A 26270-nucleotide genomic window follows, 5' to 3' on the forward strand; every position below is an offset into this window, starting at 1 on the left:
CGAAACTGGGCCTCGGCCTTCGCCGGGGAGGTGAAGAGACGAAGCGATCGCGCCATGAACTACGACTGCGGTCGCGGGCCTTTGTTCGGTCGCGGGCCCTTGCGATGGGCGTGCGGCGGGCGTCCGCGACCGGGTGGCGGGCCCTGGCGGCGCGGGGCGCTGCCTTGCCCATCGCCGGTCGGTGCGGCACGATGCAGCGTCGCGCGGGCCGGTGCGGGTGCCGGAGCGGGGCCCGAGCCTTCGACCGGCTCGATCCGCACGCCGCTATCGTCCTCGCCATCCGCACCCGCGCTCTTGAGCACGGCAGCGGCGAATCGAGCCGCGATGCCGCGCGGGATCTGGAAGCCGGTTTCGTTGGCCTGGATACGGATCGCGCCGACCTCATTCTTGGTGATCCCGCCGCGGCGGCAGATCAATGGCAGGATCCAGCGCGGATCGGCATTCTGGCGGCGGCCGATATTCATGCGGAACCACACCGTGTCGTCAAAACCGTCGCGATGATGCGCCTTGGGTCCTTCGGGTACGCGGTCGATCATTTCCTCGGGCGCGGGCATCGTGGCGCGGTGGGCGTGGACCAAAGCCGCCGCGATTTCCTGCGGCGACTTGTTCTTGAGCAATTCCTCGCCGATCACCCAGTCGTCGGGATCGGGCTCGACCGGCAGGCTCAGCGCCTCGATCAGGCGGTCGCGATCCTTGGCGCGGATGTCGTCGACGGTCGGCACCGGCACCCATTCGGCGGCGATGCGGGCAGACCGCAGCATCATTTCGACCCGGCGACGGCGAGGATAGGGGACGATCAGGACGGCGGTGCCCTTCTTGCCCGCACGGCCGGTGCGGCCCGAACGATGCTGGAGCACTTCGGCGTCGCGCGGCATCTCGACATGGACGACCAGGCTGAGCGTGGGGAGATCGATGCCGCGCGCGGCGACGTCGGTCGCAACGCAGACGCGGGCGCGGCGATCGCGCAGCGCCTGCAGCGCGTGGTTGCGCTCATTCTGCGAATGCTCGCCCGACAGCGCCACTGCCGCGAAACCGCGTTCGACCAGGCTGGCGTGGAGATGGCGGACATTGTCGCGCGTCGCGCAGAACAGCATCGCGGTTTCCGCCTCGTAGAAGCGGAGCAGGTTGATCACGGCGTGCTCGATATCGGCCGGGGCGACGGCGACCGCCTGATACGAAATGTCGCCATGCCCGCGCTCCTCGCCGACGGTGGAGATGCGCAGCGCGTCGCGCTGATACTTCTTGGCGAGCGCGACGATCTGGCGCGGCAAGGTCGCCGAGAACAGCAAGGTGCGGCGCTCGGCGGGGGCGGCGTCGAGCAATGTCTCGAGGTCCTCGCGGAAGCCCATGTCGAGCATCTCGTCGGCCTCATCGAGCACCGCGACGCGCAGGCTCGACAGATCGAGCGCACCACGCTCGCCATGATCGCGCAAGCGGCCCGGCGTGCCGACGACGACGTGGACGCCCTGCGCCAGCACGCGGCGCTCGCGCGAGGGATCCATGCCGCCGACGCAGGTGGCGATGCGCGCGCCGGTCTTGGCGTAGAGCCAGGACAATTCCTTGGCGACCTGGAGCGCGAGTTCGCGGGTCGGCGCGATCACCAACGCGAGCGGCGCGCCGGCGGGCGGGGTCTGGCCCTTGTGGAGCAGCTCCTCGGCCATGGCGAGGCCGAAGGCGACGGTCTTGCCCGATCCGGTCTGCGCGGAGACGAGCAGGTCGCGACCATTGGACTCGGGCTTGCTGACTTCGGCCTGGACCGGGGTCAGCGCTTCATAACCGCGCGCGGTCAGCGCTTCGGCGAGCAGGGAGGGGAGGTGGGAAAAGGGCATTCTGTCTCGATGGCAAAAACGGCGTCGGCCCGGAGCGACGGACGCCGGGCAGGTAACGCGGTACGGATGTGGATTGGTCTGGGCCTCTACGCGCTTTTTGGCGATTTGGCAAAAGCGGGAGCAGAGGCATAGACTTGGGTTATGGACGAGCGCACAAAAGAGCGCGCGCGCCCTCGTTGCAACCGAACTGACCCGGAGACGTCACGGCGCCGACATCGGCGCGTCACCGGTCTGCAAAAACCCGTCCCTAGGCGCGGTGCACAGCAGAGTCGCTGCACCAGCAAAAGGGATAAAGGGTGGCCAACCGAGCACTTACCGTGCGCTGCGGAATCGTAGCATTTCTCCTGACCGCGAGCCCCGCGGCGCTTGCCCAGAGCGCGCCACTGCCCGCGGCCGACAAGGATGCCGCGCCCGGTGCGGACGCGCAGACCGACCAGGATATCGTCGTCACCGGCCGCGCCGGCGCGGGCGAGCGCACCAAACTCGATACCAGCTATGCGATTACCACGCTCAGCAACGACGCGCTGCGCTCGCGCGCGGCGTCGAGCGTCACCGAGACGCTGAAGTCGGTCCCCGGCTTCTGGGTCGAGGCATCGGGCGGCGAGGGGTCGGGCAACGTCCGAGCGCGCGGCATCCCGGTCGACGGATTCGGATCGATCAACCTGCTCGAGGACGGGCTGCCGGTGCAGCACGATCCGGCGCTGGGCTATCTTAATGCCGACCAGGCGTTCCGCATGGATGAGTCGATCGACCGCGTCGAGGTGGTGCGCGGCGGTCCGTCCTCGGTCTTCTATTCGAACGCGCCGGGCGGCGTGGTCAATTTCATCACCCGCAAGCCGGGCGACGAACTGTCGGGCCGCGCCCGCCTGCTCTACGGCCCGACCGCGGACTTGTTCCGGTTCGACGGCTGGGTCGGGACGCCCCTGGTCGACGGCTGGAAGTTCGATGTCGGCGGCTTCTATCGCAACGAGCGCGGGGTTCGCGATCCCGGCTATACCGGCAACAAGGGCGGCCAGATCCGCGCCGATCTGTCGAAGGACTTCGGCAACGCCCAGATCGCGCTCAGCTACAAGCATCTGGCCGACGATGCGATCTTCTACACCGGCATTCCGCTGACCAAGGATTCCGACGGAAACATCGTCAGCCTGCCGGGATTCAACGCCAATTATGACACTACCGCCAGCCGCGAGACGGCATTCCTGACGCTCAAGAGCGCCAACGGCCCGGTGTTCTTCGACAATACCCAGGGCACGCGCATCCGGCTCAACCAATATTCGGCGATGGCGGATTGGGAGTTCGCGCCTGGTTGGAAATTGTCGAACAAGGCGCGCTATCGCGACAGCAACACCGTGCGCAACGGCGTCTATCCCGCCTCCGTCAGCACGGCGGCGGCGCTGCTCACCCAATATGGATCGACGCTGCTCAGGGCCTATCCGGGCGCGACCACTGTCCAGCTACGCTATGTCGATACCGGGCAAGCGTTCGACGTGGCGAACCAGAACGGCAATGGCGACGTGTTCATCAACGCGGCGCGGCCGGTCACGGTCGACGAAAGCGAGTTCGTCGACGACCTCCATCTCGCGCACCGCTTCCAGATGGGCAGCATGACGCACGATTTCGCGCTGGGCTTCTACTATGCGCACATCCGCGAGACGTTCAAACGCTACTCGGCGTCGACCGTGCAGGACGTGTCGGGCAATTCGCGGCTGCTCGATCTGGTCGCGCTCAATGCATCGGGCCAAGTGGTCGGCGCGCTGACCCAGAACGGTGTCAGCCGCTACGGTTCGGAATTCGCCAACGGCTATGGCAAGTCGGATGTCTTCGCGCTCTACGGGTCGGACGAGTGGCAGATCACGCCGCAATTGCGCCTCGACGGCGGCATCCGCTGGGAAAAGGTGACCGCCAAGGGCGCGCAGGAAGGCCAGAAGACGGTCAATCTCGGCGACCCGACCACGCTCGCCGACGACCAGGTGCTGACCGGTAACGGCGTGTTCACGCCCTATGACCGCACGTTCGACCATGTCGGCTTCACGATCGGCGCCGATTGGCAGTTCAGCCACAGCGCGGGCGTGTTCGCGCGCTATACCTCAGCGTTCCGCATGCCGAGCGTGGGCAGCTTCATCACCTCGGCCGCCGCACAGCCGGTGACGCAGGGGATCAAGATGTGGGAAGCGGGGTTCAAGCTCTCGACCCCGTTGGTCAGCTTTTACGCGACCGGGTTCCTGACGGATTTCGATGCCTATTCGATCGGCAACACCCAGTTCGACCCGAAGACGTTGGGCTACATCACCCAGACCGTTTACACCGACACGCGCGATTATGGCGTCGAGCTCGAAGGCACGATCCGACCGGTTTCCTGGTTCGACCTCACGATCAACGCGACGATCCAGAACCCGACCTTCCGCAATCTCAAGTATAACGAGCTGTCGGGCACGACGTTGATCCCGCGCGATTATTCGGGTCACCAGCTGCTCCGCGTCCCCAAACTCGGGCTGCGCGCGACGCCGGCCGTGACCCTGCTCGACGGCCGCTTCCGCGCGCAGATGGACGTCGAACATTATTCGAAACGCTATGCCGACGCCGCCAACATTTCGAAGTTGCCGGCCTATACCGTGCTCAACGCCAGCGTACGGTTCAAGCTGACCGACCGCATCTCGTTCTGGGCCTATGGCGATAACCTGACCAACGCGATCGGCTTGACCGAAGGCAATCCGCGCGCGGGTGAGCTGACCAGCGGCCAGGCCAACGACCAATTGTTCATCGGCCGGCCGATCTTCGGGCGCAATTTCCGCTTCGCCGTCGATTTCGCTTTCTGATGCGTGGATTTCGTCTTTTCGTTGCGCTGATCTTGGCCGTCTTTGCCGCTCCGGCAGCGATGGCCGGGCAGGACCAGGTGCAGCCAGACGTGACCGTGTCGGGCGTCATCGCTGGCAAGGATGCGCAGACCTATCGCGAGATACCGTTCAACGTCCCTGCGGGCGTCGAGCGGATCACCGTCGCGCTTTCCTACGACAAGTCGAACAAGACCGTGATCGACCTCGGCGTTTGGGATCCCAGGCAATTCCGCGGCTGGAGCGGCGGCAGCTACGACAAGGTAACGATCGCGGCGAGCGATGCGACTCCGGGCTATCTGCCCGGACCGATCCCGGCCGGCCGCTGGCACGTCCAGTTCGGGGTGCCCAATGCTCGCCCGAACAGCAGCGCTGCCTATAAAGTGAAGGTCTATTTCGATCGCGGGACGGCGACACGCGCCAGCGCCGCGATCGCCAACCCGCCGCTCAACGACAGACCCGGCTGGTATCGCGGCGATCTCCACATGCACGACGCGAACAGCGACGGCAGTTGCAAGAGCCAACTCGGGCGCAAGGTCCCGTGTCCGTTGTTCCGTACGGTCGAGGCGGCGAGCGCATCGGGGCTCGATTTCATCGCGGTGACCGACCACAATACCGTCGCGCATTTCGACGATCTGCGCGAGCTGCAGCCCTGGTTCGACAAGATGCTGCTGATCCCCGGAGTGGAGGTCACCACCTTTCGCGGCCACACCAATATCTTCGGACCGTCGCGCTTCGTCGATTTCCGCGTCGGCACGCCCGGCGTGCCCAACCTTCCCGCGCTTCAGAACAGCATTGCCGCCGCCGGCGCGATCATGTCGATCAACCATCCGGCGTCGCCCAGCGGGGAGATCTGCATGGGCTGCGGCTGGCTGTGGACCGACACCGACTGGAGCCAGGTGACCGCGGTCGAGGCGGTTAACGGCACCCATGTCGAAGGTGCCTATGCCGGGCTCGGTTTCTGGTACGCCCGACTCAACGAAGGCAAGCGCCTGACCGGCATCGGCGGCAGCGACACGCACGACCCCGACGGCCCGTCGCGGATCGGGCGGCCGACCACGGTGGTCTATGCCGACAGCCTGTCGGTCCCCGGCATCACTGCCGGGATCAAGCGTGGCAACGTATTCATCGACACCGAGGGGACGCGCGATCGCTTGCTAGAAATGGCGGTCGTATCTGGTGGGCGCCGGGCAGTCATGGGCGAACGGCTGCGTCCCGACGCGACGCTGTCGATGGAATTGCGTTTGGCTGCCGTGCGCGGGGCGGCGGTCGAGGTCATCGCCAACGGTAAGGCGCTGGCCGGCCTGGGCTCGACGATCGACAGCGACGATGCGCGCATGAAGGTATCGCTCGATCGTGCGCAAGCGTGCGGCTGGATCAGCGCCAATGTGCGCGGCAAGGCCGGGCTGCTGCTGATCGGCAACCCTGTCTATATCGACTGCCGCTGAGGCGTTGGTTCTTATAGTCCGGCGAGGGCGCCCGGCGCTTGTCGCCGGGCGCCCGCGATCCCATCTCTCTTATTGCGATCTTCCCCAATAAGAGGTGCCCCGATGACGCTCCCCGCCGATCCCGTCTGGTTCATCACTGGCTGCTCGACCGGCTTCGGCCGAGAGCTTGCCAAAATCGTGCTCGATCGCGGCTGGCGCGTGGTGGCGACGGCACGCGGCAAGGAGCGTGTCGCCGATATCGTCGAGATCGCGCCCGATCGGGCGCTGGCGGTCGACCTCGACGTCACCGACAAAGCGCAGATCGATGCGGCGGTGGCGGCGGCGAAGGACAGGTTCGGCCGGGTCGACGTGCTCGTGAACAATGCCGGCTATGGCTATCAGAGCGCGATCGAGGAAGGCGAGGAGCAGGAGATACGCGACCAGTTCGAGGCGAATGTCTTCGGCCTGTTCGCGATGACTAGCGCGGTCCTGCCGGTGATGCGCGAGCAGGGCAGCGGCAATATCGTCAACATCAGTTCGGTCGGCGGTTTGGTCGGATTTCCCGCCTCCGGCTATTATTCGGCGACCAAGCATGCGGTCGAGGGCTTCACCGATTCCCTCCGCGCCGAAGTCGGGCCGCTCGGCATCGCCGCGATGTGCGTCGAGCCGGGGCCGTTCCGCACCGACTGGGCGGGCCGTTCGCTGCGCCAGACCAGGAACCGGATCGAGGCTTATGCCGAGACCGCGGGCAAGCGCATGACGACGACCAGCGGCTATAGCGGCGAACAGCCGGGCGACCCGGTCCGCGCCGGCGAGGCGATCATCGAGGCGGTGTCGCGCGACGACGTGCCGCGGCACCTGGTGCTCGGCAGGTTCGCGTATGAGACGGCGGTGGCGAAGCTGAAAGAGCGGCTGGCGATCATCGAGGGCGACCGCGACCTCAGCCTGAGCGCCGATTATCCGGAGATGGCCGAGGCATAAGCCGGCGGGCGGCCAGGAACGCGGTGATCACCAACCCCGCCGCGATGAGAGTCGCGATGAACCGGTCGATCAGCAGCCCTTGGCCGATCGTCTCGCCGCCGCTGGTCAGCAGCATGATCAGCGGCGTGGTTGCCGCGGTATAAGCGGCATAGCTGCGGTTCCTGAGCCACGGGCTCAGGGCCGCGAGCGTCGAGATGATCGCGACGAGCGCCCAGTCCGGTAACGGATGGATAGCGATCACTTCGGTCGCCACCACGCCCGCCGCCACGCCAAGCGCGCGCTGCGAGACCTTGGCGATAAGATTGTCGCTTTGCCGTTGCGTCAGCAAGGCGAAGGCTACCGCGATCCAGCCATAGTGATGCTGCGGGAACGCGCCCCAAATCGCGGCGGCGCAGGCGAGGCAGGCCATCAACCGGACTGGGTAACTCCATGCCGTCGAGGTTCGGAGCGTTCCGCGCCAGCGGCGGAACTTCTGCTCGAAGCGAGCGGTCGATCCGCGTTCGCTCGCCACGATTTGGCCGATGTCGAACCGCCGCGCCACCACACCGATCGTCAATGCACAGAGCGCTGCCCACAAGGCGCCCTCGGCGATGAGAACCACCAGGGCGATTCGGTTGTGCGTGTGCGCCGCGACACCGATCCCGATCGTCGCAAAGATGATGAAGCGTTGGCTGGCGACCGCCATCGGCCGGCTGAATCCGCCGAGCAAAGCCGCGGCGCCCGCGACAAGCACCAGCCCCACATCGCTCCACGGTCCGTGCTGGGCAACGATCGCGGCCGCCACCGCCGCCGCGATTGCCGCGGCGACGATGTCACGGACGATCTGCCAATGCTCTTTCAAGCTCGCGCCGCGCGGCGCGGCGCCGACCCACATCGCGCCGAGGGATGCGGCCAAGCCGATATTGGGCCGCCCGATCAGCACGCCGATCAGGATCGGCACACCCATGCCCAGCGCGGTGACCGCCATCGCAATGGGATCGAGCGCATCCGCGCCGTCCCATTCCAACGCCCCACCGAACACCGCGCGGGTGCCGTGAACGGCTCGGGAAAAAGCAGGGCTCATCCCGCGCGGCTAAGGCAAGCCTCCATGATGAGGGAAGGAGATGATGAGGCGAGCTTAGGAAAGCACTTGCCGGATCGCCTCGCGCAAGGCGGTCGAATCGCATGGTTCGATCAGCGTCAGGCCGGGTTGCGGCGGCAGACCGCATGCTTCGGTGGCGATTACCGGCAAGCCCGCGGCAAGCGCGCGGAGCAAGGTCGCGGGGCGATGCTCGACGATCGCGGGCAGAATGACGCCGGCGAGTTGGCTCGGCACTTCCTGGGCCAGGCGAACGTCGCGATCGCCCCAGAAGCCTGGTCGCTCTTCGCCCGGTCGTTCGAGCAACAGCGCGATGTCGAGTTGCTCCATTGCCTCGCGCATCGCGTGCGCTCCCTTGCGCGCGAGGGCGGGGGCCGCGAACAGAAAAGTACGGCCGCCGCGTGTAGCGGGCAGGGGCGTCGCTGCCTGCCAGTCGATCAGATCGACGCGCGTCGGCGGGAAACGGGCGGCAATCGCGCTATGCGGCGTGATCAACCGAACCGCTTCACCCAGCGCCTCACGCTCTGCCGCGGCGATCGCCTCGGCCGCGCGGAAATCGCCGAGCGTTGCGCTGTCGGGATAAAGATCGCGCGCGGCGTCGAGCACGCGATGCATCGCATCGATCGGCAGGCGGTCGAGCACGACCTCGAAGCTGCGTCCGCGCAACGCGCCCAGCCTCCAGAGATGCGGGAGCAGCGGCTGCGCGACGACGAGATGCGTGTGCTCCGCGCCGAGCCTGCGCGCATAAGCGGCGGCCAGCCGCGCTTCGGCCTCGAGCAATATGCGCGCCCGTGGCGTGCCCGATCCCGCGCTGCGCAAGGCCAGCGAGCGGCGCAGCGTAGCAAGGTCGGCGCTATATTCGGCGGCGAGTGCGGGCCAGGCCGCAGCGGCCTTGCCGAACCGGCGGGAAGACAGCATCAAGACGTCGTCCGGTCCCGCCCGATCGCGTATCAGGGCGACGAATTCGGGGCTCGCGCCGTCGACCAGCCATGCCGTCGGCGCTCCGGCGTCGACGTCGTCCGGATTGTGGCGGTGACAGGTCGTTTGCCCGCAGGACAGGCAATCATGCGCGGTCGCACCGGCCGGGATCTCGGGAACGGGCATGAAGGCACCGGCGATGACGCCGCGGATCGTCAATATGAGTTCGTCGGCAGTCAGCCGCGCTTCGACGCGGAACGGGCTGCGCGAGCGGATACGGAAATCGAGGTAATTCCAGAGCACCGTCGCATCGCGCCCGGCTTCCGCGCGCGATCCCGGCACGATCCGCGTATGCGCGTGGCGCTCGACCACCTCCAGCCCGGCATCGAGTGCCGCTTCGTGGAGGGCGTTGGACAATTGGCACAATCCGCCGCCGACGGTTGCGATCATGCAGCCCTCACGCAGCTCGCGTCCTTCGACGAAGCCGCGCCGGCGCAGCGGCTTGCCGACCTGGCGCCAGAAACTCAGCACGTCGCCGGCGCCGATCTCGATCCCGTCGAGACCGGAAATCGCCGCACGCAGATTCTGGATCTTGCCGGCGTTGAGCGTGCGGTCCTTCGTGCCACCGCGCGTCGTCCAGAGCGGGGATCGGATCGTCGCGAGGATCGGGGCGGCGACCAGCGCCTCGCCGCGGCGGTGGCGCTTGGGAGCGTCAAGGATGAGGTCGGAACCCGCGCGCCGCAGCCGCAGCAATGCCGCCTTGGTCTCGAACACCAGATTGCCGATCCGCGTCGGCACCGCGCGGTCGGGCAGGGCAGTGACGTTCGCCAGCCGGTCGCTCATCCGGGCCTCCTCGCCCGGCGATTATCGCGCACGAATGGATGCGGCGCAATTCCGCGGCGATCCTCCTCCGCGGTTCAGCCGAGAAAGTTGCTGAGCACGTCCGGATGGAAGCCCAATTTGGCGAAACCGCAAATGCCCATGAAGATCCCGAACGCGCCGAAGAACCACGATCCAAACAGCAGCATCGGGCTTTCCGCTAGTGCCGCGACCGCGGCCATGGCGATCGCGGTCGAGATCGACGCTTCGCTCGCATCGAACTGATCGTCATGCACATTGAGTGCGTCGTAATTGTCGGCTTGCGCCTGGGCCTGCGCCTTCAGTTTGGGCGTCTCGGCGCGATATTTCGCGATATCCGCGTCGAGCCGGGCGAGTGTCGCTTTCGAGGCTTCACTGGTCGCGGGCGTGGTTGCCAGCACGGCGATCTCGCTCCGCGCAGTCTCCGATATGTGCAGCTTGGTGCGGGTCGCCTGATATTCGTTCCAGCTGTCGACCGAGTCCGCCTTGGTCTGCTGCATGGTCTGGACGAGGTTGCCGTCCTTGATGTTGCACAGGCCGGTGAAGATCGACAGGATTACGACTGTCAGCGCCACCGCGCGATTGAGCCTTTTGTCCTTTGCTTCCGCGCTGACTTCGACTTCCACGCATTGTCTCCTGCTCGAAACGGGGCGCCTCTTTCGGCCGGTTTTGGCGGTTCGTAAATCGGGAATAACGGCGGGGGCGACGAACCGTTGGCGGAGAGATCTGTCGATCCCGTAAAAGCGAAAGAGAGCGCGAGAGCTGGGCGCGGTTGAGCCGCCGGATCGCCATTCGGTCCGCGCTTGACTCCGTACTACGGTACGGGAGCTAAAGACGAATTATGATCAGCAAAGCCACATGCGCGATCGCCGACTTCCCCGCCCTGCTTCGCGTCGTTGCGGCGCAAGCATCGACGATCGAGGAACAGCGTCAGCTCCCGGCATCATTGGCCGTGACTCTCGGGCAGCACGGACTTTTCCGCATGTTGGTTCCGCGCGGACTGGGGGGTGGGGAATTGGCGCCGCTGGAAGTGCTCGACATCGTCGAAGGACTGGCGGCGGCGGACGGATCGGCCGCGTGGTGCGTCATGGTCTGCGCAACGACCGGGATGCTGGCGGCGTATCTCGACCCGGAAGCGGCGCATGAGATTTTCGGATCGGCCGACGCCATAGTGGGCGGCGTGGCGGCTCCGCGCGGAACTGCGGCGGCGAGTGGCGACGGCTTCGAGATTCGCGGGCGTTGGAGCTGGGCGAGTGCGAGCGCGGTTTGCTCCTGGCTGATGGGTGGATTTCGCGTCGATGGCGAAAGCGGCCCACCGCGCCTGGCCTTTTTCCCCGCCGCACAAGTGCAACTGCTCGATGACTGGAATCCAATTGGGCTTCGCGGAACCGGCAGCGGGTCGTTCGAGGTGCCCACCGTACACGTCCCCAGCCGTAGGACCTCCTCCGTGCTGGCGAAGCCGCGGCCTGGCTCCTCTCCCGTCTATGCCATGCCTCCGGCTGTGATGACCGCATTGTGCATCGCGTCGGTCGGCTGCGGTATGGCAAGCGCGGCGTTCGATGGGATCCGCGCAATCATCGATGATGCGATGCTCGGCACGGTCACGGCGGCATGGGCGCGGCAGCATGCGGCACGCGCTTTGTTGCGCGAGCAGGTGGCACTTGCTTGGGATAAGGCGATGTCCGGCGATGCGCTTCCCGACATCATGATCGCGCATTTGCGGTTGGCGGCGGTCCATGCCGCGCGAACATCGGCCGAGGAATGCCGTGTCCTTCAGGACGCTGTTGGCGGCGCTGGGGTGTCTTTTTCCAGCCGGCTCGGCCGCTGTGCCAGAGATGCCCAGACCTTGACCGCGCACGCTTTGGTGTCGCCCCGCCTCTATCGGCAGCTTGGCGAGCAATTATTCGCCGCGCGGTAGAAGAGCTCCAACGAAAAAGGGCCGGGAGTGACCCCGGCCCTTATTCTTTTCGGTCGACCTGTCGGGCTTACGCGCCGGCAACCTCGGTCGTGTCGATCTTGATGCCCGGGCCCATCGTCGAGCTGACCGCCAGCTTGCGGACGTACTTGCCCTTGGCGCCCGACGGCTTGGCCTTGACCACCGCGCCGACCAGCGCATCGAAGTTGGCGCGCAGGTCTTCCGCCGGGAACGACGCCTTGCCGATGCCCGAATGGATGATGCCCGCCTTTTCGACGCGATATTCGACCTGACCGCCCTTGGCCGCCTTGACTGCCGCGGCGACGTCCATCGTCACGGTGCCCAGCTTCGGGTTCGGCATCAGGCCCTTCGGACCCAGCACCTTACCGAGGCGACCGACGATGCCCATCATGTCCGGGGTGGCGATGCAGCGATCGAAATCGATCGTGCCGCCCTGGACGATTTCCATCAGGTCCTCGGCACCGACCACGTCCGCGCCAGCGGCCTTGGCTTCGTCGGCCTTGGCGCCCTTGGCGAACACGCCGACGCGGACGTCCTTGCCGGTGCCCTTGGGCAGGGTTACGACGCCGCGGACCATCTGGTCGGCGTGGCGCGGATCGACGCCCAGGTTGATCGCGACTTCGATCGTCTCGTCGAACTTGCTGGTCGCATTCGCCTTGGCGAGACCGATCGCCTCGTCAACGCCGTGCAACTTCTCGCGGTCGATCGTGATCGCCTTGTTCTTCTTGCTCACGAAAGTCATCGGTTCAGCCCTCCACCACTTCGAGGCCCATCGCGCGGGCGGAGCCTTCGATGATGCGGGTCGCCGCGTCGATATCGTTGGCGTTCAGGTCCTTCATCTTCACTTCGGCGATCTTCGACAGCTCGGAGCGCTTGATCTTGCCCGCGGAGACCTTTCCCGGCTCCTTCGAGCCCGACTTCAAGTTCGCGGCCTTCTTGATCAGGAACGTCGCCGGCGGGGTCTTGGTCTCGAACGAGAACGACCGGTCGGCATAGACGGTGATGATGGTCGGGATCGGCGTGCTCTTCTCGAGGTCGCCGGTCGCGGCGTTGAACGCCTTGCAGAATTCCATGATGTTGACGCCGCGCTGACCCAGCGCCGGGCCGATCGGCGGCGACGGATTGGCAGCGCCCGCGGGCACCTGCAGCTTGATATAGCCTGTGATTTTCTTAGCCATTGTACTCACTCTGTAGTGGGCGATGGGGCCGGGGCTCCACCGTCCAGGTCAAGTTTAGCGGTTAGACGGGCCCGCGACGCGAACCCTCCCGCAATTCCGCAGCGGTAGCTTAGGAAGGGCGGGCCGATAGCGGAAAGTGGCCGAGGAAGCAACAGCGTCGCAGCTCCACACAATTAGCGCGAGCTAATTGTGAGAGAACATCGAGCCGTCCGTCCCCCCGGACGGACTGAAGACAGCCGGGGGCTGTCTTCACTCGATGTTCCCGTCCGGCCGGCCTCGCGAAGCGAGGTCCGACGACGCGGAATTTACTTCCGCGTCGGACACTGATGGGTGGTGCTGTGGGGTTCCCACACTCGTTCGGTAGACCGACGCGGGAGTAAATCCCGCGTCGTCGTCGGACAGGCCACGCTTCGCGTGCCTGCCGGCCGGCGCTCGCCGTCTCGTAAATAGCTGCGCTATTTACGTGCGGTCGTAAGCCCGCGGCTTACTTCGAGCGCTCGACCTGCTCGAAGTCCAGTTCAACCGGCGTAGCACGCCCGAAGATCGACACCGAGACCTTGACCTTCGACTTGTCGAAATCGAGCTCTTCGACGATGCCGTTGAACGACGCGAACGGGCCGTCGAGCACCTTGACCGAATCGCCGATCTCGTAATCGACCTTGACCTGCTGGCGCGGGGCCGAGGCCGCGGCCTCTTCCTTGCTGTTGAGCATGCGCGCGGCTTCGGCGTCGCTGATCGCCTGGGGCTTGCCGTTCGGGCCGAGGAAGCCGGTCACCTTGGGCGTGTTCTTGACCAGGTGATAGACGTCGTCGTTCATCGCGAGCTTGGCCAGCACATAGCCGGGCATAAATTTGCGCTCGACCTGGATCTTCTTGCCGCGGCGCGCCTCGGTGATCGTCTCGGTCGGAACCTCGATCTGTTCGACCAGTTGCTCGAGACCCATGCGGTTCGCTTCCGACAGGATCGCGTCGCGAACCTTGCCCTCGAAGCCCGAATAAGCGTGGATGATGTACCAGCGTGCCATGGGAAACCTTATTTCGCGAGGCTCAGCAGGAATTCGACGCCCGTGTCGAACACCTTGTCGATAGCGAAGAAGAACACCGCCAGGATGACCGTCATGATCATCACCATCACCCCGGTCATGATCGTCTCGCGACGCGTCGGCCAAACGACCTTGCGCGTCTCGGCCTGGACCTGCCGGATGAATTCCATGGGGGACGTTTTCGCCACGTGCCTGAACCTAATAATCGTTGCCGAGTTTGGGGACATAGGACCGCCGCCCGGTCCCTCAAGGGGCACGGACGACAATCAATCCCGATTTCGGATTGAGGCGGAAATAGCGCCGCACCGTTCGGAACGCAAGCGTTCGCGCGGGAGCCCACGGTGTCCCGGCGCCGCTTCGAATGGTTCACGGCGATTAACCCATTTTGGATGGATCGTCCGCGATGCCGCCGCGTTCGCCGTCCAACATAACCCAGGGTAGGGAAATCATGGAACTCGATCACGCCGTCATCCGCATCCTCGCCGCGATCGAACGCGAGCGGGACTATCCGGCGGAAGAGGAAGAGTGGCAGGGGAGCTCGGATTCGAACCGAGGGCCTTCGGTTTTGGAGACCGACGCTCTAACCAGCTGAGCTACACCCCTGTGCGGCGGATGCCTGTAGCGCCACCGCGCGCGGGCGGCAATAGTTAGAGTCGCTATCAGCTTCGCTGAATCGGTGCCGGCCCGCTCCCCACCCGACCTCCCGTAGAATACCCTGATTGGGAGGTCGGCTGGGGGAGCGGGTGGAGCAGCCCAAGGTTCAGGCGATGCGCAGCATCGTCGGAATGGCTACGGAGGGCGGCACCGCAACTGTTTCAGCTACGCTGAAACAAGCCCTAATCGCCGGGTCTTTGTCAGGCGGCGGCGGCTTCGCCGCTCCAATCGCGCGACGCGAGCGCGCGCGCTTCGCTCACCGGAAGCGGGCGGCCGAAATAATAGCCCTGGACCTTGGTGCAGCCGAGGTCCTGGATCAGGCGATGCTCCTCTTCGGTCTCGACGCCTTCCGCGGTCGTTGCCATGCCCAGCGACTGGGCAAGCGCGACGACGGCGTGGATGATCGCGACCGGCTCCTTCTGACCCTTGGATGCGCCCTGGACGAAACTGCGATCGATCTTGATCGTCGAAAAACGCGTGCGCGCGAGATAGCCGAGCGACGAATAGCCGGTTCCGAAATCGTCCAGGCTCAGGCGCACGCCGAGATCGAGCACGCGTTCGAGTACCTGCACCGCGACGGTGCCTTCGCGCATGAACACGCCCTCGGTCACTTCGAGCTCGAGCCGCTCCGGCGGCAGGCCGCTATTGGCGAGCGCCGAGGCGACCACCGATACGAAGGCCGGATTGTGCAGCTGTTCGGGCGATACGTTGACCGCGACCCGCGTCGGCGAGGGCCAGCGCGACGCTTCGTCGCATGCCTGGCGCAACACCCATTCGCCCATCGGGACGATCAGCCGTGCGTCTTCCGCCAAAGGCACGAACTTCGCCGGCGAAATGACGCCCAATTCGGGATGCGTCCAGCGCAAGAGCGCTTCGAAGCCGGTGAGACTGCCCGATCCGGCGACAACAACCGGCTGGTATTCGAGGTGCATCTCGCCCTTTTCGAGCGCCTGGCGCAGCGCCATTTCGAGCACGCGACGCTCTTCCGCCTTGACGTGGAGCTGGGGTTCGTAGGTGTGGAAGACGCCGCCACCGGCATCTTTGGAACGATAAAGGGCGAGGTCCGCCGAGCGGATCAACATCTCCGCGGTGCGGCCGTCACGCGGGCCGATCGCGACGCCGACCGACGCACCGATATAGAGTGTGTGCGCGTCGACTTCGTAGGGCCGCGACAACATCTCGATAATCGCCTGCGCCAGCTTTTCGACGCGCACGGTATCGGATGCGTCGCGCACCACCACCGCGAATTCGTCACCGCCGAGGCGGCCGACGACCTCATTGTCGCTGACCAGATGGCCGAGCCGTTCCGACACGCGCCCGAGCAACCGGTCGCCGACCGGATGGCCGAGCGAATCGTTGACCGCCTTGAAGCGATCGAGATCGATCATCATGAACGCGCAGCGCGTGCCCCATTTCTCCGCCTCGGCCATTGCGCGGCCGAGTTGCTCGTTGAGGTGGAGGCGGTTGGGCAGGCCGGTGAGCATGTCGTAGCGCGCCATGCGGTTGATCTTGTCGGCCGATTCGCGCTGGGCAGTGACATCGGATCCGACACCGCGGAAGCCGATAAAGGAACCGTCCTCATCGTGACGCGGGCTGGCGGCCAGCGCGAACCATCGTTCGGCGTCACCGACCTGCACGGGCAGCAGGATATCGCGAAACGGTTCGCGATTCTTGAGCTTGTCGGCGAGCATGCGGAGCCCGGAGGAGAAGTCGCCGCTTTCCCAATGCACGCCGGCCAGCGCCTGGAGCAGCGGCATGCCGTTGATCTTCACCGGATCGAGATGGACCGAGCGCGCGAAGCGCGGGCTGGCGCGGACGATGCGCCGGGCGCTGTCGGTCTCCCACAGCCAGTCGCCATCTTCTTCTTCGAATTCGCGGAGCAACAGGCTGACGGTTTCGTCGCGCTCTGACAGACCGATTTCGTTGGCGCGGATCACCACCAGCGATTTTCCGCGCTGGAAACAGCTGACCATCAGCAGGACGACGAACAGCATCGTTGCCGCGGCCAGTAACGGGCTGCCGATCAATACCAGCATGACGGCAATGGCGGTGCCAAGGATGCCAAGGAAACTCAGCGTCGCCAGCGGCAGCGCGGCCATTGCTACAGCCGATGCCGTCAGCATGACCGAAAGCACGATCCACAACGCCATTGCGGTGCCGATGTCGACGCGCGACCCCAGCGCCAGCGGCGGAATCGACCAGACCGACGCAAGCGCGACCCCTTCCAGCACGGTATCGCGCACATCGCCCAGGGTCGCCGAATTGGCGTCGCGATGCCGCGAGGCGAGGCGCCTCATCGCCACGCCGACTCCGACCAGGCCGGTCAGGACCGCCCAGCCGATCAGCATTTCGCGCGGCACCTGGCCGTCGAACATCATCACGACCAAGGCCGCGCCGATCACGTTGGCGCCGAGCAGGAACAAGGCGAGCTGGCGTCCAGCGTGCAATTGCGCCGCCCGGATCGGACCCCAATCGGTGGTGTCCGCCGGATCGTAAAGACCAAGCAACGCGCGGACGTCGATCCGCGGGGTGGCGAATTGGGAAGAGGGCTCCGTACTCACCCCCTGCGGATAGCGCCTACAGAGTTAGCGAAGGGTTAGGCGCACGCAGGATTTTTTTGCGAATTTGCCCCGAAATGGAGAGCCATCGTCGCGATCTAGTCGCCAAAACTGTGGATAACCCCGCTCGATTGATCGAGATCAACCCGTGTTGTGCTGACCCGCTACGGCTTCAAGCGGCGATCGCGTACGGCTTGATTTCGCCGGCGAGGTACAGATTGCGCGCTTTCGCCCGGCTCAACTTGCCCGAACTCGTGCGCGGCAGCGTGCGCGGCGGGATCAGTTCGATCACGCAATTCATGCCGGTAACCGACCGCACCCGCTCGCGAATCTCATCGCGCAGGCGCAGGCGTTCGGCTTCGTCTGACGTCCGGCACTGGACCAAGACGGCCGGCGTCTCTTCGCCGCCCGGCGTGGTGATCGCGAACGCGGCGATGTCGCCCGCCTTGAAGCCGGGCAACTGCTCGACCGCCCATTCGATGTCCTGCGGCCAATGGTTGCGACCGTTGACGATGATCATGTCCTTGGCGCGGCCGACGATGTAGATATAGCCGTCCGACATATAGCCCATGTCGCCGGTATCGAGCCAACCGTCCTGCATGCAGGCGGCGGTCGCTTCGGGATCGCGGAAATAGCCGACCATCACCGACGGTCCCGCGCACCACACCTTGCCGATCGCGCGTTCGGGCAGCGGCGCGCCGTCTTCCTCGCGAATCTCGATCTTCATGTCGCGCGCCGGTTTGCCGCAATTGACGATCGCGCGATACCGCTGCGGGCGATCGTGCCGGCCTTCCTGGCCCGACAATTGGGTTTCCTCGACCAGTTCGACGCGGATGCCTTCGCCTGGCGGCATGATCGACACCGCCAGGGTCGCCTCGGCCAGGCCATAGCTCGGCAGGAACGCGGTCGCCTTGAACCCGGCATCGCCGAACGCGTCGACGAACGACTGCATCACGTCGGGGCGGATCATGTCGGCGCCGTTGCCCGCAACGCGCCAGCGCGACAAATCGAATCGATCCTGCGCCTTGGTCTGGCTCGACATGCGGCGGGCGCAGATGTCGTATCCGAAGGTCGGCGAATAAGAGAGCGTGGTGCCGGGATTGCGGCTGATCAGGTCGAGCCAGGCGAGCGGACGACGGGCGAAATCCTCGGTCTTGAGGTAATCGGTCGATACCTGGTTGGCGACGATCGACAGGAAGCAGCCGACCAGCCCCATGTCATGATACCAGGGCAACCACGAAACGCAGCGATCGCCATCGCCGACATGCATGCCATGGCTGTGCGCGGCGAGATTGTTGAGCAGCGCATGATGGGTGATCGCGACGCCATGCGGAAAGCGCGTCGAGCCGCTCGAATATTGCAGATAGGCGATGTCCTCACCCACTGCCTGCGGCAACTCGACGTCGGGGGCAGGGCGCTCGGCGAAGCTCGCCCAGTCGATTCCCTCGACCTTCTGGATCCTTGCCGCTTCGGCGCACATCGCGCCGATCTCGGGCGGATAGATCAGCATCGTCGGGTCGCAGCTTTTGAGTTGGACCGACAGCTGGTCGATATAACTTTGCGCGCCGCCGAAGCTGGTCGGCAGCGGCAGTGGCACCGGCCAGGCCCCGGCATAGACCACACCGAAGAAAAGGCTGGCGAACTCGACGCCGGTTTCCGCGATCAGCGCGATTCGGTCCTCAGGCTTCACGCCCGACGCGATCAGCCGGCGCGCCATCGCCAGCGCGTCCCGCCGCATTTCGGAAAAAGGATAAGCACGCACCAACGCGCCGCGCGGATCGTGGAAATTGAGCCCGCGCACGCCTTTCGCGGCATAATCCAGCGCTTCGCCCAACGTCGCGAAATCGGCCAGTCGGCGCGGCAAGGCGTCGTCGGTCGGAGTCGGCACCAGGCTCTCCGTTCGCTCGCCCACCACGTCAGTCGCCATGTCTAATGTCATCACTTTCGCGCCCATGTTCCTGCGGCTCTTACCGGCCGCTTCATGCCAGCGACGGCCCCCTGCCGCCCGCACGCGTTCAAAATCGGTTGTCAGTGTGGCACAAACATGGCGACATGACCCGAGTTCCTCGTCAACCCGCCCCACCGCTCGACCGTTCGAGCCTCGAACGGCTGGCATTGCGCTATGTCGAACGCTTCGCGACGACGCGCGGGCGGCTGACCGATTATCTCCGCCGCAAGATCCGCGAGCGGGGCTGGGACGGGGAAGCCGCCGACCCGGCGGCGATCGCCGATCGCATGGGCGAGCTCGGCTATATCGATGATCGCGCCTGGGGAGAGGCCAAGGCAAGCACGATGGCGCGGCGCGGACTGGGCGCCCGGCGCGTGGCCGGCGTATTGCGCCAGGCGGGTATCGCCGGCGACGACGCCGAGGCCATCGCGCCGGCCGTCGCCGACCGCTCGGTCGACGCCGCGATCGCTTATGCCCGTAGGCGTCGGATCGGTCCGTTCGCCGACCAGCCGGGCGATCGCCCGACGCGCGAGAAGCATGTCGCGGCGCTGCTTCGCGCCGGCCATTCGTTCCAGCTGGCCCGCGCGCTGGCGAGCATGAATCCCGGTGACGATCCCGCCGAATTGCTCGAATAGAACGGCCGCGAAATGACCAGCGCTAACCCTTTGGCTTTCATCGCGATCGTGTTACACAGATCGTTCACAGGGGGTGACTGTGCGCGTAGAACCGCAGCTGGAGACGGGCGATCGCCCGTTAGAGCCATTGGAAGAGGGTGACGTCGGGGCGCTGGCGGACGGCGAATCGCGCCATCGCGGCGTCGTCAAATGGTTCGACGTCACGCGCGGTTTCGGCTTCCTGGTCGATGACGATCAGGCGGGCGATATCCTCATTCACTTTTCGGTGCTCCAGCCGCATGGCCGGCGCAGCCTGCCCGAAGGCGCACGGGTCGATTGCGTGGCGGTCCGCCGCGACCGCGGCCTGCAGGCAAGCGCGATCCTGGCCATCGACCTGTCGACTGCGATCGAGCCGCCGCCGCGCGTCCGCCCCGATGCCGATCGGGTCGATCCAGTCTCGATGCTCGACGAGGCCGGGCCGTTCGAACCGGTCGCGGTCAAATGGTTCAATCGCCTGAAGGGCTATGGTTTCCTGGTGCGCGATGCCGATTCGGCCGATATATTCGTGCATATGGAAACGCTGCGCCGAGCCGGTCTGCATGAGGTAGAGCCCGAGCAACGCCTGAGGGCGCGGATCGTTGAGGGCCGTAAGGGCCCGTTGGCAGTCATGGTCGAACAGGACTGATTTCATGAAATTCCGGTATGTGTTGCTGCCGCTGGCGCTGTGCGTCCTGCCGACGGCCTGTTCGCAAAGCGGTACCGCGAGCGCGAACAGCGATTCCGCGGCCAAGACGATCGCGCTGACCGTCGCCAGCAGCAACGGCGTTCACTCTTTCCAGGTCGAGGTCGCCTCAACCTCCACCGAGCAGGAAAAAGGGCTGATGTTCCGGACCGATATTGCCGACAATGGCGGCATGCTCTTCTGGCCCTATCCGGCCGGCGGCGGCGCGCCCAAAGAAGCGAGCTTCTGGATGAAGAACACGCCGAGCCCGCTCGATATCATCTTCATTCGGCCCAACGGCACGATCGCGCGCATCGCGGAAAACGCGATTCCCGAAGACGAGACGCCGATTTCGTCGGGCGAGCCGGTCGGCGCGGTGCTCGAGCTCAAGGGCGGGCGCAGTGCCGAGCTGGAGATTGCCGAGGGCGACAAGGTGACCTGGACCGGCAAGTGACGGCAGACGTTGAACGCCGGACCGTCACCCGCTAAGCGCGGCCTATGGGTATCAATCTCAATCCCTTCACCTGGTGGACCGGCGCGACCTGGGGCACGATGGTCGGCCTGCTCGGCAAGGAGCGCGTCGGCGAGGATGACCTTGGCAACGTCTATTACCGGGGCGGCAAGGACACCAACGGCAACCCGCGGCGCTGGGTGATCTATAACGGCGCGAATGATGCCAGCCGGGTGCCGCCTGAATGGTTCAGTTGGCTGCACCACCAGATCGACGACGTGCCCGATCGCGCGCTGCCGGAGCAGCGCCGTTGGGAAAAGCCCGCCGTGCCCAATCTGACCGGGACCGCTCTGGCCTATCGGCCGCCGGGCGCGCTCGAAAAGGGCGGGCATCGCGCCCCTGCCACCGGTGATTACGAAGCCTGGACGCCGGAAGGATGAACTGGCGCCGCGTCGGCGGTATCACCGCGCTGGTGGCCGGTATCGGCGCCGCCGGCTGGGCCGGCTATAATTGGTACGAGACGCCGCCGGCGCCACCGCCCGACGCGGTGGCGACCGCCGCGCCGACTGCGCTCGACGATAGCGGCCAGTCGGGCGGCGTCGAGACGATCGACGTATCGGGGGACGCGACCAATCCGACCCAGGGCGCGACTCCGATGAACCAGCGCGTCGCGACACTCGGCCTGCTCAACAAGCGCAACAGCCAGACTCGCGATCTGACGATGAAGCCCGGCGAGGCGATTCGCGTCGGCAATGCCATCGTCCGCCTACGCGCGTGCGAGGAAACCGCGCCGTGGGAAGCCGAGCATTATACCGGCGCGTTCGTCCAGCTCGACATCGAGCAGACCGACAAGCAGTGGAAGCGCGTATTTTCAGGCTGGCTGTACAAGGAGCGGCCAAACCTGAACGTGGTGATCGATCCGATTTACGACGTCTGGGTCAAGAGCTGCACGATGTCCTTCCCCAAAGGCGGCGCGGACACCGTGACGGCACCCGCGGGATCGCCAAAATCGGGCAGCCGGTCGAGCGCGCCGAAATCCCCCGCCGCGGCGCCGGACACCGCCGCGCCCAGCGAGCCGTCGATCGCCGCGCCCAGCAACGCCACATAATCGCCACGGCTGATCTCGATCGCGCCGAGCGAGGCGAGATGGGGCGTCATGAATTGACAATCGAGCAGGGTGAACCCGCCCACCCGCAACCGCGCCACCAGCCAGGCGAGGGCCACCTTTGACGCGTCGGTCGCGCGGCTGACCATCGACTCGCCGAAGAACGCCTTGCCGAGCGCGAGGCCGTAGAGTCCGCCGACCAGTTGATCACCGTCCCAGCATTCAATCGAATGCGCGCGGCCCTGATAATGAAGCGTGGTGAACACGCTTTCGATCGTGGTGTTGATCCACGTTTCCGGCCGGTCGGCGGCGCTTTCGGCACAGAGCGCGATCATGTCCTCGAACGCCGCGTCGGCGGTGACGCGGAACCGGTCCGAGGCAATTACCTTCCGGAGCGATTTCGACAGATGGAAACCGTCCAGTGGCAGGATCGCGCGCTTGCGCGGCTCGACCCAATAGACCCCGGCCGCGTCGCGCGCATCGGCCATTGGAAAGACGCCGACGGCATAGGCCCCCAGAACGAGATGGGGATCGAGAACCTCATAAGAGGGCTCGGGGGGCGGCTTCATCGCGCCAGCCGCTTCTCGATCGTCTGCCACAGCGTGGCGAACGCCCGCGCCGCCGCCGAACTTCCGGCGAATTGACCCACCGCCGCGCGGCGATCGCCCATCTGTTCGACGATGCTGGCCATCGGAATCACCGGCCAGTCGGGATGTGCCGCCACCGCTTCGCCGTGCAACCGGCGGCGGCGATCGACCATGACATGGACCGGCAGCACCTTGGCCTTGCCCAACGATGCGGCCATGTCGTCGAACGCGCGCTGCGACAGCGGCGAGGGAATGACCGGCACGACGATCAGGTCGGCGGCGCGGATCACTTGTTCGCTGGTTTCGGTCAGACCCGGCGGGCAATCCAGGATCACCCGATCATAATCCTTGGCCAGGGACGCCAACAGCTTCTGCAGCCGCTTCTTCTTGTCGAGTTCGTGGAACAGCAGATCCAGCCCGCGCAACGACGCGTCGGCGGCGATCACGTCGAGTCGCGCGATCGCGGTGGCGCGGGCGAGCTTGCTCGGCTCGACGTCCTTGGTGAACACCGACTGGGCGTCGGTCTTGCCCTTTTTGGTCGGCAACAAGAAGGTGCTGGCCGCTTGCGGATCGAGATCCCAAAGCAATGTCCGGCGCGACGAGAGAGTTGCGGCGGCCCAGGCCAGGTTGACCGCCAGCGTCGTTTTGCCGACGCCGCCTTTCAGGCTGTAGATCGCGATCGTTGCCATGCCCGCTCCCGTTGGGCGATGATCGGCAAGGTGCCCAATCTGGGCAGTGGATGCAACAGCGGTCCGCGCCGAAACGCGGACCGCTGGGTTGGAATCAGGCGTCGCAGGTCTGGGCGGGCTTGCCCGGCGCGGTCAGCTTGATCGATTTGGGCGTGCCCGACACTTCCCAGCCGCCGTCGGCGACATAGGGCTTGCCGGCTTCCGGTGCCTTCAGCACGACCGGCGATGCGTCCGATGGTGCCGACACGGTCAGCTGCTTGTCGCCCTCGAAAAAAGTCAAGTGCGCCAACGTGTTATCGCCATGGCAGCGCATCGAAACCTCAGCCTTGATAGCCGGCGGAAGCTCGAATTTGGGCTTTTCGGCGACCGTCTTGTTCTCGACGGTGGTCGAGTTCTCGACCGTCGTGGCGTTGGTCTTGGATTGACAGGCCGTCAGCGCCAGAAGCGCTACGGCGGTTGCGGGGAGAAGGGGGGTCTTCATAGGCCTTCGCGCTTCGCTCACGCAGCAGCGAAGGTCAAGATGTAAGGTTTTCGGCCGATTCGGACATGATGCGTTGCAACAAAAGTGTCATTCGTGAAATTCGTCCATGTCCGGGATACGGCCGAACGCAATTTTCGTACCTACGCGATCGATCCGCCCACCATAAAAGGGACCCAGCGACACCGCGTGGCGGCCGAACTTTTCGTTGAGCCGGTCCATCGCGCGGCTGAGCGCCAGCCCACGCGTTTCGCGGGCCAGCGGGTCGTCGGGGTCGAGATGCTCGAACAGCGATCCCTGCTCGCCGGCGACGGGCACGATTTCGTTGAGCGTCACGCCGATCATCCGCACGCGCAGCGACCCGTGACGCTGCCGCCCTTCTTCGGCCAGCCGGGGAAACAAGGCGTCGAGTGCGGCGAGCACCTGGAAACTGTCCTGCGTCGCCGTCAGGCGGCGGCTGGTCTGCCACACGATTTTGTCCTGCTCGAACCGGACGTGAAGCACCAGCAGGCGCGCCGCATAGCCTTTTCGCCTGAGGCGGCTAGCCGCCTTGAGCGCCAGCCTGCGTGCGGTCAGCCGCACCGGCTCGAGCCCGCGCTTGCCGGGCGATAGCACATGGCTGTGCCCGATCGACCGCGTCCGGGTCGCCTTGTCGGGCAGATCGACGCCGTGGAGCAGATACCAGAGCCGATCGCCATTGGTGCCGCCCCAGGCGGTGCCGGCGTCGCGCGGGCGGCGCTCGCAATATTGACGGATATCGTTGACTCCGTCGCGCGCCAGCCGGCGCTCCATGTTCGCGCCGATCCCCGAAATGTCGCGCAATGCCAGCCCGAACAATCGATGCGGCAATTGCTCGGCGGTCAGGACGATCAGCCCGTCGGGCTTCTGCATATCGGAGGCGAGCTTTGCGAGCAGCCGGTTGGGCGCGATCCCGACCGACGAGGTCAGGCACGCGCCGACATTGGCACGGATCCCCGCCTTGATCCGCCGCGCCAATGCTATCGCCTGATCGGGCGAATTCTCGTTATCGAGCAGGCGGCACGCGACTTCGTCGATCGAACAGACCCGCGTCACCGGGATGTGCTTCCAGATCTCCGCGATCACTGCATCGTGGAACTCGACATATTTGTCGTGGCGCGCGGGCGCGATCAGCAGTTCCTTGCATAGCCTTTTGGCTTCCCAGACCGGCGTGCCGGTGGTGATGCCGTAGCGCTTGGCTTCGACCGACGCCGCGATCGCGACAGTGGTGTCGGACCCGACCGGCGCGACGATCACCGGCTTGCCGCGCAATGCCGGGTCGAGCTGCTGTTCGACGCTGGCGAAATAGGAATTGAGGTCGAGGAACAGCCAGCGCAGCGGGCGCGGCGGCAAGGTCAGGTCGACCGACAAGGCCAGCGCGTCGCTAGGGGCAGCGGATATCGACTCGGCGTACGCCATGATGGAACATTATCAGAACATCGGCGCGTGAAACAGGTCAGAGATAGGCGCGGAGCGCCGTCCATGCGCCGTGCTTCGCGGCGATGCCGATCGTGTGGAGCGGGCTGCTCGACGGCAATGCTATCAGGTCATATCGTTGAGCGTGCTTGTCCATCAGCCGGAGGCCGATCTTGTACGCGGTGCCGCCGTTGAAGGCGATCGCGCGCAATTCGGGCAGCGTCGCGGCGAGTTGTTCGAGATCGTTGGGCGCATGGTCGCGGATCGCGGCGTCGCTGCTGCCCGCGCGCATGGCGGTAGCGACGACGTCCCAAAGGCCGATATGCGCGTCAAGGAGCGTCGCGAGCCGATCTTCATAGTCCCGCCCTGCCAGATCGTGCCCGACCACGGGGGAGAGCAGGTGCCAGAACTGGTTCTGCGGATGGGCATAATAACGCTGCGCGGCGAGGCTGCGATCGCCGGGCAGGCTGCCGCAGATCAATATTCTAGTCCGCGCATCGACCACGGGAGGAAAGGAGCGTTTGAGGGTCACGGCATTAGTCTAGCGCGGCTCGCCAAGCACGTCCCGCCTTGACCGGGCTGCCGGTTCGGGTGACGATTGTCGCCAATCAGGGAGATGGGCATGAAGCGAGTGCTGTTGGTGGGCGTGATCCTGGCCATGCTGGCGGGATGCGGCGGCAGCCCGACGGCGGTCGGGCAGAATTCGGCCGATTCGATCACCACCACGGCGGTCGGCAATGTCGTCGCGACGGTGCCGAGCCCGACGCCGACGCCTACAGAGAATGCAGCGGCGGCGGTGCCGGACAATGTGGCGGTGCCCGACGACGGCACAGCCAGCAATGACACCATGGCCAACTCCCCGGCGAGCGCAGACACGCGCACAGAGTGAGTTCTGAAAGCTCCTCTCCCCGCGGGATCTTCCCGTCGCCCAACATCCTCCCGTCACCCCAGCC

24 protein-coding genes, 1 tRNA gene and 1 pseudogene are annotated in these 26270 nt (G+C 65.7%); 10 read left to right on the forward strand and 16 right to left on the reverse strand.

What is annotated here, in order from left to right:
• Nucleotides 1-59: 59 nt before the first annotated feature.
• Nucleotides 60-1829, reverse strand: coding sequence for a DEAD/DEAH box helicase (locus tag SAS01S_RS15865; protein WP_066810561.1), 1770 nt, complete (start codon nucleotides 1827-1829; stop codon nucleotides 60-62).
• Nucleotides 1830-2125: 296 nt separating this feature from the next.
• Between SAS01S_RS15865 and SAS01S_RS15870 the strand changes: the two genes are divergently transcribed.
• The 3 genes from SAS01S_RS15870 (at nucleotide 2126) to SAS01S_RS15880 (ending at nucleotide 7068) form a co-directional block, all read left to right on the forward strand.
• Nucleotides 2126-4645 carry a TonB-dependent receptor gene (locus tag SAS01S_RS15870; RefSeq protein WP_066810563.1) on the forward strand — a complete coding sequence of 840 codons (2520 nt, stop codon included), beginning with the start codon at nucleotides 2126-2128 and terminating at the stop codon, nucleotides 4643-4645.
• Nucleotides 4645-6108, forward strand: coding sequence for a CehA/McbA family metallohydrolase (locus SAS01S_RS15875; protein ID WP_066810565.1), 1464 nt, complete (start codon nucleotides 4645-4647; stop codon nucleotides 6106-6108). The genes SAS01S_RS15870 and SAS01S_RS15875 overlap by 1 nt, the downstream gene beginning before the upstream one ends.
• 102 nt (nucleotides 6109-6210) lie before the next feature.
• On the forward strand, nucleotides 6211-7068 hold the full coding sequence (locus SAS01S_RS15880; RefSeq protein ID WP_066810567.1) for an oxidoreductase: 858 nt from the start codon (nucleotides 6211-6213) through the stop codon (nucleotides 7066-7068).
• Here the strand turns inward: SAS01S_RS15880 and SAS01S_RS15885 are convergent.
• The 3 genes from SAS01S_RS15885 to SAS01S_RS15895 form a co-directional block, all read right to left on the reverse strand.
• The gene (locus tag SAS01S_RS15885) at nucleotides 7028-8131 is read right to left on the reverse strand and encodes an FUSC family protein (protein ID WP_084239093.1); all 1104 of its coding nucleotides are present in this window, start codon (nucleotides 8129-8131) and stop codon (nucleotides 7028-7030) included. The two genes, SAS01S_RS15880 and SAS01S_RS15885, sit on opposite strands and share 41 nt — an antisense overlap.
• A gap of 54 nt (nucleotides 8132-8185) precedes the next feature.
• Nucleotides 8186-9907, reverse strand: coding sequence for a VanW family protein (locus tag SAS01S_RS15890; RefSeq protein ID WP_066810572.1), 1722 nt, complete (start codon nucleotides 9905-9907; stop codon nucleotides 8186-8188).
• 74 nt (nucleotides 9908-9981) lie between these two features.
• Nucleotides 9982-10548, reverse strand: coding sequence for a DUF4337 domain-containing protein (locus SAS01S_RS15895; protein ID WP_066810574.1), 567 nt, complete (start codon nucleotides 10546-10548; stop codon nucleotides 9982-9984).
• Nucleotides 10549-10763: 215 nt separating this feature from the next.
• Here SAS01S_RS15895 and SAS01S_RS15900 point away from each other — a divergent pair, with 215 nt between their 5' ends.
• Nucleotides 10764-11840: an acyl-CoA dehydrogenase family protein gene (locus tag SAS01S_RS15900; protein ID WP_066810578.1), complete on the forward strand. Its 1077-nt coding sequence runs from the start codon at nucleotides 10764-10766 to the stop codon at nucleotides 11838-11840.
• Between the two features lie 67 nt (nucleotides 11841-11907).
• Here SAS01S_RS15900 and rplA read toward each other — a convergent pair whose 3' ends face one another.
• From rplA to SAS01S_RS15935, 7 genes are all read right to left on the reverse strand, one after another.
• Nucleotides 11908-12600, reverse strand: a complete 693-nt coding sequence (rplA, locus tag SAS01S_RS15905) for a 50S ribosomal protein L1 (protein ID WP_066810580.1) — start codon at nucleotides 12598-12600, stop codon at nucleotides 11908-11910.
• Between the two features lie 4 nt (nucleotides 12601-12604).
• A complete protein-coding gene (rplK, locus tag SAS01S_RS15910) occupies nucleotides 12605-13036 on the reverse strand; it encodes a 50S ribosomal protein L11 (RefSeq protein WP_066810582.1) in 432 nt (143 codons plus the stop codon).
• A gap of 484 nt (nucleotides 13037-13520) precedes the next feature.
• Entirely contained in the window at nucleotides 13521-14060 is a 540-nt protein-coding gene (nusG, locus tag SAS01S_RS15915) for a transcription termination/antitermination protein NusG (protein WP_066810584.1), read from the reverse strand.
• Between the two features lie 8 nt (nucleotides 14061-14068).
• A complete protein-coding gene (gene secE, locus SAS01S_RS15920) occupies nucleotides 14069-14266 on the reverse strand; it encodes a preprotein translocase subunit SecE (RefSeq protein WP_084239095.1) in 198 nt (65 codons plus the stop codon).
• 338 nt (nucleotides 14267-14604) lie between these two features.
• Nucleotides 14605-14681, reverse strand: a tRNA-Trp gene (locus SAS01S_RS15925).
• A gap of 251 nt (nucleotides 14682-14932) precedes the next feature.
• Nucleotides 14933-17293: a putative bifunctional diguanylate cyclase/phosphodiesterase gene (locus tag SAS01S_RS15930; RefSeq protein WP_066810587.1), complete on the reverse strand. Its 2361-nt coding sequence runs from the start codon at nucleotides 17291-17293 to the stop codon at nucleotides 14933-14935.
• Nucleotides 17294-17462: 169 nt separating this feature from the next.
• Nucleotides 17463-19229: a fatty acyl-AMP ligase gene (locus tag SAS01S_RS15935; protein ID WP_174544980.1), complete on the reverse strand. Its 1767-nt coding sequence runs from the start codon at nucleotides 19227-19229 to the stop codon at nucleotides 17463-17465.
• A 113-nt stretch (nucleotides 19230-19342) separates the two neighbouring features.
• On the opposite strand from SAS01S_RS15935, the gene SAS01S_RS15940 reads away from it, so the two are divergent.
• The 5 genes and pseudogenes from SAS01S_RS15940 to SAS01S_RS23180 all read left to right on the forward strand — a co-directional run.
• A complete protein-coding gene (locus SAS01S_RS15940; protein WP_084239096.1) occupies nucleotides 19343-19873 on the forward strand; it encodes a regulatory protein RecX in 531 nt (176 codons plus the stop codon).
• A gap of 127 nt (nucleotides 19874-20000) precedes the next feature.
• Nucleotides 20001-20537 (forward strand): cold-shock protein, encoded by a 537-nt coding sequence (locus SAS01S_RS15945; RefSeq protein ID WP_245656940.1) that lies wholly within the window; start codon nucleotides 20001-20003, stop codon nucleotides 20535-20537.
• Between the two features lie 4 nt (nucleotides 20538-20541).
• Nucleotides 20542-21027, forward strand: coding sequence for a DUF192 domain-containing protein (locus SAS01S_RS15950; protein WP_066810588.1), 486 nt, complete (start codon nucleotides 20542-20544; stop codon nucleotides 21025-21027).
• Between the two features lie 44 nt (nucleotides 21028-21071).
• Nucleotides 21072-21464 carry an NADH:ubiquinone oxidoreductase subunit NDUFA12 gene (locus SAS01S_RS15955; RefSeq protein WP_066810589.1) on the forward strand — a complete coding sequence of 131 codons (393 nt, stop codon included), beginning with the start codon at nucleotides 21072-21074 and terminating at the stop codon, nucleotides 21462-21464.
• Between the two features lie 281 nt (nucleotides 21465-21745).
• Nucleotides 21746-21913: pseudogene (locus tag SAS01S_RS23180) on the forward strand (DUF2155 domain-containing protein); the annotation flags it as partial.
• A 35-nt stretch (nucleotides 21914-21948) separates the two neighbouring features.
• Here the strand turns inward: SAS01S_RS23180 and aat are convergent.
• The 5 genes from aat to SAS01S_RS15980 form a co-directional block, all read right to left on the reverse strand.
• Nucleotides 21949-22698 carry a leucyl/phenylalanyl-tRNA--protein transferase gene (gene aat, locus SAS01S_RS15960; RefSeq protein ID WP_066810590.1) on the reverse strand — a complete coding sequence of 250 codons (750 nt, stop codon included), beginning with the start codon at nucleotides 22696-22698 and terminating at the stop codon, nucleotides 21949-21951.
• Nucleotides 22695-23405 (reverse strand): ParA family protein, encoded by a 711-nt coding sequence (locus tag SAS01S_RS15965; protein ID WP_066810592.1) that lies wholly within the window; start codon nucleotides 23403-23405, stop codon nucleotides 22695-22697. Before SAS01S_RS15965 ends, aat begins: the two co-directional genes overlap by 4 nt.
• A gap of 94 nt (nucleotides 23406-23499) precedes the next feature.
• A complete protein-coding gene (locus SAS01S_RS15970) occupies nucleotides 23500-23886 on the reverse strand; it encodes a hypothetical protein (protein WP_066810594.1) in 387 nt (128 codons plus the stop codon).
• An 87-nt stretch (nucleotides 23887-23973) separates the two neighbouring features.
• Nucleotides 23974-25320, reverse strand: a complete 1347-nt coding sequence (locus SAS01S_RS15975) for a DNA polymerase Y family protein (RefSeq protein ID WP_066810596.1) — start codon at nucleotides 25318-25320, stop codon at nucleotides 23974-23976.
• Nucleotides 25321-25357: 37 nt separating this feature from the next.
• On the reverse strand, nucleotides 25358-25849 hold the full coding sequence (locus SAS01S_RS15980) for a DNA-deoxyinosine glycosylase (RefSeq protein ID WP_066810598.1): 492 nt from the start codon (nucleotides 25847-25849) through the stop codon (nucleotides 25358-25360).
• Nucleotides 25850-25939: 90 nt separating this feature from the next.
• Between SAS01S_RS15980 and SAS01S_RS15985 the strand changes: the two genes are divergently transcribed.
• Complete coding sequence (locus SAS01S_RS15985) at nucleotides 25940-26206, forward strand: hypothetical protein (RefSeq protein ID WP_157082852.1); 267 nt, start codon at nucleotides 25940-25942, stop codon at nucleotides 26204-26206.
• Nucleotides 26207-26270: the final 64 nt, after the last annotated feature.

Source organism: Sphingomonas asaccharolytica NBRC 15499, from assembly GCF_001598355.1.
Lineage (GTDB): Bacteria > Pseudomonadota > Alphaproteobacteria > Sphingomonadales > Sphingomonadaceae > Sphingomonas > Sphingomonas asaccharolytica.